The 6,426-nt window shown below is 37.7% G+C and carries 7 protein-coding genes; 6 read left to right on the top strand and 1 reads right to left on the bottom strand.

The features are described 5' to 3' along the window. Nucleotides 1-49 precede the first annotated feature (49 nt). The 5 genes from ABMA79_RS15405 (at nucleotide 50) to ABMA79_RS15385 (ending at nucleotide 4,883) form a co-directional block, all read left to right on the top strand. Nucleotides 50-826 (top strand): hypothetical protein, encoded by a 777-nt coding sequence (locus tag ABMA79_RS15405; RefSeq protein ID WP_393093771.1) that lies wholly within the window; start codon nucleotides 50-52, stop codon nucleotides 824-826. Continuing rightward, a complete protein-coding gene (locus ABMA79_RS15400; RefSeq protein ID WP_392857871.1) occupies nucleotides 823-1,302 on the top strand; it encodes a hypothetical protein in 480 nt (159 codons plus the stop codon). The genes ABMA79_RS15405 and ABMA79_RS15400 overlap by 4 nt, the downstream gene beginning before the upstream one ends. Before the next feature lie 208 nt (nucleotides 1,303-1,510). Then, nucleotides 1,511-2,857, top strand: coding sequence for a hemolysin family protein (locus ABMA79_RS15395; RefSeq protein WP_021266350.1), 1,347 nt, complete (start codon nucleotides 1,511-1,513; stop codon nucleotides 2,855-2,857). A gap of 101 nt (nucleotides 2,858-2,958) precedes the next feature. Next, nucleotides 2,959-3,960, top strand: coding sequence for an NAD(P)/FAD-dependent oxidoreductase (locus ABMA79_RS15390; protein ID WP_393056795.1), 1,002 nt, complete (start codon nucleotides 2,959-2,961; stop codon nucleotides 3,958-3,960). A gap of 86 nt (nucleotides 3,961-4,046) precedes the next feature. Beyond that, a complete protein-coding gene (locus tag ABMA79_RS15385; RefSeq protein ID WP_393093768.1) occupies nucleotides 4,047-4,883 on the top strand; it encodes a hypothetical protein in 837 nt (278 codons plus the stop codon). On the opposite strand, the gene ABMA79_RS15380 is transcribed toward ABMA79_RS15385, so the two are convergent. Further along, nucleotides 4,861-5,169 carry a 2Fe-2S iron-sulfur cluster-binding protein gene (locus tag ABMA79_RS15380; RefSeq protein ID WP_393093766.1) on the bottom strand — a complete coding sequence of 103 codons (309 nt, stop codon included), beginning with the start codon at nucleotides 5,167-5,169 and terminating at the stop codon, nucleotides 4,861-4,863. The genes ABMA79_RS15385 and ABMA79_RS15380 overlap by 23 nt on opposite strands. Before the next feature lie 117 nt (nucleotides 5,170-5,286). Here ABMA79_RS15380 and ABMA79_RS15375 point away from each other — a divergent pair, with 117 nt between their 5' ends. Continuing rightward, nucleotides 5,287-6,393 carry a Glu/Leu/Phe/Val dehydrogenase dimerization domain-containing protein gene (locus ABMA79_RS15375; RefSeq protein WP_021265862.1) on the top strand — a complete coding sequence of 369 codons (1,107 nt, stop codon included), beginning with the start codon at nucleotides 5,287-5,289 and terminating at the stop codon, nucleotides 6,391-6,393. Nucleotides 6,394-6,426: the final 33 nt, after the last annotated feature.

Genomic DNA, 6,426 nt, shown 5'->3' with positions numbered 1-6,426 from the left:
ATCATCATCATGCGCTTAGTTGAGCATTTTTTACGAGAGAGTAATTTGAATGAGTAATACATTTGAAATGGCAAAGTACTTCTTCCTGGCCCTTGGCTTTGGAGTTTTTACTTTTGCACCAGTGGCAAATTCTAAAATGACAGGGGGAGGTTTTCAAAAGCTTCTATCGACAACTTGTCTTGTGAGTTTATTCATGGCCGCTATTGCTCATATTGTAACTGGAAATAGTGCAACTGATCTTGAAGCGATTCTTCTTTATATCAGTACGATTTGCATTCTTTTTCATCATCAACTTCACAATCACTACGATGAAAAGAATGTGGCCCTTTGGATTCTTTATGCGATTCCAACTCTAATTGGCTTTTATGCTCTTTATCTTTTTCAAGATAAGAGCTTAGTTAACTACTTATACATTGGCTCATCAGTTTATTATCTTGGGGCCATTACATACGCTATGATTCTTGGTCACTGGTATCTTGTGACCCCAAAGCTTTCGGAGGTCCCTCTTAAGAAGGCAACACTGGTTACGTGGGCATTGCTTGTTGTTAAGCTTATTTGGTCAGGGTTTGAGCACACAAAACTTGGGCCATACCTCGCTGCAGGAACTGAACTTGGTGGCGGTTACGCATTTAACTGGCTAATGGTTATTATGAGAGATGTTTGGGGCTACCTTGTTATTCTTGGAATGAGTATCTTTGGATGGAAGCTTGTTAGTATGAGAAGTATTCAAAGTGCAACTGGGATCTTCTATGCCATGACAATCTTTGTCTTTATTGGTGAAATGATTGCGATTTATTTATTTTATACATATGGGTTACTACTATGATGGAAATTACTTTAACTTGTGAAGAATGTGGTTCAGCTGTTTCTTTTCACCCTAATAAAGAAGTGAGTGAAGTTGAGTGTCAAATTTGCCATACAAAAGCTCCTGTGAAAATGAATGAAGAACACGAGCAGGGAATCCTTAGAGATTGCCCTTGTTGTGAAAGAAAGGACTTTTATAAGCAAAAAGACTTTAATCGTAAGATTGGTGTCATGCTTTTTGTTGTTGCTGCTTTGGCAACTCTTTATATGGCAACAACTCAATACGCTCCATATTCAGTTGCTCCTTTTATTATTTTGTATGTATTTGATTTTGCGTTATTCAAGAGGCTTCCACCTGTTGTTATTTGCTACAAGTGTCATACAATCTTCAGAAAGGTTAGTAATATCAGTGAGATATATGATTTCAACCATGAAATGAATGATCGTATTGTTTACTCAGATCATGACTTTAAAGGCGAACAACTCGATCATCACTAGGGGTTTGTGCTTCAAATCCTTGAAATTTGTTGGTTTATGATGTATTGAATCATATCAGAAATACTGATAAAATATTTATATCTAAACGAAGGGGTAGCTCAATAGAGAGTCTTACCCGTAACAAGGAAACTCCTTATAGAACCTCCGCTTTATTGTTGTTACTTCTTAAAAAAACTCTCAACAAAATTTAGTAAACAAGGACAAGGCAATGACTGATGTAAGCAGCCTTGAGATTGTCCTATTGTTAATCTGCTTTATCGGCTCGGGATTTTTCTCTGGTTCAGAAGCTGTCCTCCTTTCGATTCCTCACGATCGTGCTAGCCAACTAATTCAAGAAGGTGGTGCAAAGGGAAGAGCAATTGCTTTTATGATTGATCGCCCAAGTGAGATCCTAACAACTATTCTCGTTGGAAATAACGTCGTCAATATCTTCGCTTCATCTTTAACGACAGTACTTGCAACCCGCTTGTTTGCGGATGATGCAATTGGAATTGCTGTTGGGGCGACAACGTTTGTTATTCTAATTTTTGGTGAGATTATCCCAAAGACATTTGCAAGAACGCACGCAGAAAGTTTATCCCTTTTTGTTATTCGTGTTCTACAAATCTTTTACTATCTACTTTACCCTGTTATTAAAATTATGGTTTGGCTTATTCACACAGTTCTTGGTGAGAATGCACAACTGACGGGAAGAATTGTAACGAAGGATGACCTTGAGTTTATGATTCAAAAAGCAGAGAAAGAAAATACAATTGATCACAAACAAATCGATCTCTTTAACTCGATTTTAGAATTTCCTAAGATTAAAGTTAAAGACATTATGATCCCACGTAAAGAGATCAAGTCTATTCAAGTTAGCAGTACATATAAAGAAGTTATCAGTGAGATTGAAGAGTCAATTCACTCTCGTTACCCAGTTGTTGATGGTGAAATTGATAATATCGAGGGCTTTCTTCACGTTAAGGAACTCGCATTCTTAAAAAGGGCCGAACGTGATAATTTCACAATGGTAAATCATTTAAGAGACCCGTTCTTTGTTTATGAACATATGAAGATTCAAGCGGTTTTCGATCATATGAATCGCAAGAAAGTTCACATGGCGCTTGTTAAAGATGAGAATGGTTTAATTGTTGGTATCATTACTCTTGAAGATATTATTGAAGAAATTCTTGGTGAAATTCAAGATGAGCACGATGATGATATTGATGAGATTACTAAAGACTATCAGGAAAGTGACCTTATTGAAGGTGCGGATATTGATGGTGCGACAAATTTAAGAGATCTTGATCACGATTATGATATTAAGATTCCTCTTAATGATAATTACTCAACTCTTGCTGGCTTCTTACTTGATATGCTTGGAAATAACTTTCCTGAAGCCGGACAGATCATTATTTGGGAAGGCTATAGCTTTGAGCTTACTGAAGTCTTTGACTACGAAATCAAGCAAGTTAAGATTAAAGATGTTGATGGGGAAAAGCACTTCTTCTCAAAGAAAGAGGCCAAAGAGGCCACTGAAACTTCTGATGATCTATTAGAAGTTCCTGTTAAATAATCAAATTTAAATAAATTTTGCTAAAGCTTACATAGAGGGAATCTATTAGATTCCCTCTTTCTGATAGACTATACTAAATATGAACTAGTCATGGAGTAGTTATGTCTAACAAATTTCAAATTGCAGTAATCGGTGGTGGCGCGGCCGGTATGATGGCCACACTACGTGGTGTTTTAAATAATGATACAGTTGTTCTTTTTCCTGGTACGCCAAGAGACAAGAAGCGCTCTCGTGAGAAGTGGGTTTATAAAGTTGAAAATATGCCTGGGACTCATAAGTACAAGAAAGGAATTGAAGAACCAAATAAGGAAACTCTCGAGTGGATTCAAGAGTCGGAATTCAAGGATAATCTAACTTTCGTTAAGGGCAAAGGTGTTACAGAGGTAACGAAGCTAAGTGATGGAAGCTTTGAATTAATTGATAGTGATGGTGAAAAGTACCAAGCGGAATATGTTGTTCTCTGTACAGGTATTATGGATGTTCAGCCACACTTCAACGATAGTATTAAACCAATTCTTCCTTTCGCTAACGCTCAAACAGTTGATTACTGTTTAAGATGTGATGGGCACCATGTTTACGACAAGCACACTTCAATTATTGGCCATACATCTGGTGCCGTTTGGGTTGCTGTCATGCTTAAAGAACGCTACAACACGCCTTCGATGTCAATCCTCACAAATGGTGAAACTCCACAATTTGATGAAGAAACTCAAAAATTAATTAAAGCCTATAAGATAGAAGTGTTCACTGAGGCCATTGTCGATGTTCTTGGAGAGCGTAAAGATGGGATTATCAAGGGTTACAAGTTTGCTAGTGGTAGAACACTAGAGTCAGCATTTTCTTTTGTTTCGCTTGGAACTATCGTTTATAATGAACTTGCCAAGGCCATTGGTGCTGAAATTGATGGTAGAGGCTATGTACTTGCTAATGAAAAAGGTGAAACAAATATTGAAAACTTTTATGTAGCAGGTGACTTAAGGGCCAATAAAAAGAAGCAGATTTATACGGCCTGGGATATGGCAGTTGATTCACTTGATGATATCAATGCTAAGATCAGAAGAAAGAAAAGGGCGGCATTATTAACTTCACAAGGTTTAGCTTAATATTTTTACTTGTCCTGGCCACTGTTGTAGCCAGGGCACAAAATAAGACAACTCAATACCGTAGTCTTTATCAATCAAAGCAAGGCTTGACTCAAACCGAAGTAAAAAGCCTTTCAAGTTTAACAGTTGTTTTTCTACCAGGAATTTTGTCTCAGTCGGCAATTGAAGGATCTGGTCAAATTGTGAACCTTTCGTATTTTACAGGGGATTACTTTCGCGACTATATGGAGCTACTAGAAGATCATAATGTAAAATTTGAAAGAATTATCGTCGAATCAGAAGATCCAGTTAGTAAAAATTCAAAATATATTAAAAGTGAACTTGATAAAATCAAGGGACCTTTGCTCATTATAAGTCATTCAAAGGGTGGCCTCGAGTTCTTAGATGTACTGATTAATAATCCGCAGGTGTCGAAGAGAGTTGTGGGCTGGGTTTCAATGCAGTCTCCTTATCACGGTTCTGTTTTGGCCGATTACTTTATCCAAGGTTCAATCAAGAAAACAGTTATGGGATGGATTTTTGCCGTACTTGGTGGTGATGTGACTGGTATGGAATCTGTAGGAACAAAAATGCGTTCTGATTATATGCAGGCCAATGCTACTAAGATTGAAAAGGCACTAGAAAATATTAACCTTCTTCAATTTATTACATTCATCAATGAGCAACAGGGCCGAGAAACATCTCTAGAGATTAGTCGAAACTATATTTACAAGAGAGTAGGAAGAAATGATGGAATGGTAGATCTTCAGTCTTCACTACTTAAACCATATCGCCATGTTGTCATCAACGATGTGGATCACCTCACAACTGTTCTTGATCAGAAGAATATGGATTTTCTAAAAGATGAAAATGAGTCTTGGAATTTTGACCGCAAGCAACACTTTCGTGCAATTATTCAACTTATTTTAGAATCGAAATTTTAATATCGCCTGTGACTTTTGCACGGCAGGCCAGGCGGATATTTCCTTCAGCGACTTCTGTGTGCTCTGGAGCAATGGCCTCAATGGTATTTTCTTCGATAATTCCTGGCTTTTGTAAGTTCTCGAAGCCTTCAATTATTTGTATACGACATGAACCGCACGAGCCACTTAGGCAACCATGGGGGAGAGTTAGTCCTTGATCTTGGATTGCGTCAAAAATTGTCTGACCTTCTTCGATTGTAAATTCAGTTACTTGCTCATCAATTCCAATTAGTGACACTCTGTGCATACAGTTTTCATCCTTGAAAGTTTATTGTTCTTTTCAGCTCTAATAGCACTATTTTAGCATCATTAATTCCTGCGTAAATTCAGGTAATTATTGCAAACTTTCTAAGGAGAAAAAACAATGCCTAGTTTTGAGAGATTATACAAAGACGGACACGAAGAAGTTATCTTTTTTAGTGATCCAAGTTGTAACCTTAAGGCAATCGTAGCGATTCACAACACAGTACTTGGTCCAGCTTTAGGTGGGACAAGAATGTGGCCATATGAATCAGAAGAAGAAGCACTTAACGATGTACTTAGACTTTCGAGAGGTATGACATATAAGAATGCTGTTGCTGGACTTAACCTTGGTGGTGGTAAAGCTGTTATCATCGGTGATCCAGAAAAAGATAAGTCAGAAGCTCTATTCCGTTCATACGGACGTTTCATGGAGTCTCTAAATGGTCGATACATTACTGCAGAAGACGTAAATATCAGTGTTGATGATATTGAGCACGTATTTACTGAAACAAATAACGTAGCAGGTGTTGCTGAGATCCACGGTGGTTCAGGTAACCCATCTCCATGGACAGCACGTGGTGTTTTCAGAGGTATTGAAGCAGCATGTATGAAGGTTTATGGAAACCGTTCACCAAAAGGTAAAGTAGTTGCACTTCAAGGTGCTGGTTCAGTAGGACGCTACCTAGGTGAGTACCTATACAATGAAGGTGCGGAAGTTTACGTATGTGATATCAATGAAAAGAACCTTGAGCTATTCAAGGAAAAAGTACCAAATGCAAAAGTTGTTGGGATTGATGAAATCTACGACGTTAAAATGGATATCTATGCTCCATGTGCACTTGGTGCAACAATCAATGATGACACAATCGATCGTCTACAGTGTAAAATCGTAGCTGGTGCTGCAAATAACCAACTTGCAGAAAACCGTCACGGTAAAATTCTTAAGGAAAGAGGTGTTCTATACGCTCCAGATTACCTAATCAATGCTGGTGGTGTTATGAATGTTTCGATCGAATTTGAAGGTTGGTCAGAAGATAAGGCAATCAGAATGGTTGATTCTATCTATGATACAACTCTTGAAGTTTTTAATATTTCTGAAGAACAAGATATTCCAGTTTACCAAGCGACAGATATCCTTGCTGAATCTAGAATTGAGTCAATCAAGAATATCCAAGGGAAATTCCTAGGTCACGTTGGACATAGATTCCCTGGTAGAAAAAAGCGCTAAGCAATTTTTAAAATATAAAGCCTCTCTTTGAGA

The organism is Halobacteriovorax sp. HFRX-2_2 (genome assembly GCF_043196705.1).
Classification (GTDB): domain Bacteria; phylum Bdellovibrionota; class Bacteriovoracia; order Bacteriovoracales; family Bacteriovoracaceae; genus Halobacteriovorax_A.
Note: the sequence above shows the minus strand (reverse complement) of the source record. Positions and strands in the feature narration are given on the sequence as shown.

Excerpts from the sequence above, each read along its gene's own strand:
- ABMA79_RS15390 (WP_393056795.1), top strand. The coding sequence starts at position 2,959 with ATGTCTAACAAATTTCAAATTGCAGTAATCGGTGGTGGCGCGGCCGGT.
- ABMA79_RS15400 (WP_392857871.1), top strand. The coding sequence starts at position 823 with ATGATGGAAATTACTTTAACTTGTGAAGAATGTGGTTCAGCTGTTTCT.
- ABMA79_RS15380 (WP_393093766.1), bottom strand. The coding sequence starts at position 5,169 with ATGCACAGAGTGTCACTAATTGGAATTGATGAGCAAGTAACTGAATTT.
- ABMA79_RS15395 (WP_021266350.1), top strand. The coding sequence starts at position 1,511 with ATGACTGATGTAAGCAGCCTTGAGATTGTCCTATTGTTAATCTGCTTT.
- ABMA79_RS15405 (WP_393093771.1), top strand. The coding sequence starts at position 50 with ATGAGTAATACATTTGAAATGGCAAAGTACTTCTTCCTGGCCCTTGGC.
- ABMA79_RS15375 (WP_021265862.1), top strand. The coding sequence starts at position 5,287 with ATGCCTAGTTTTGAGAGATTATACAAAGACGGACACGAAGAAGTTATC.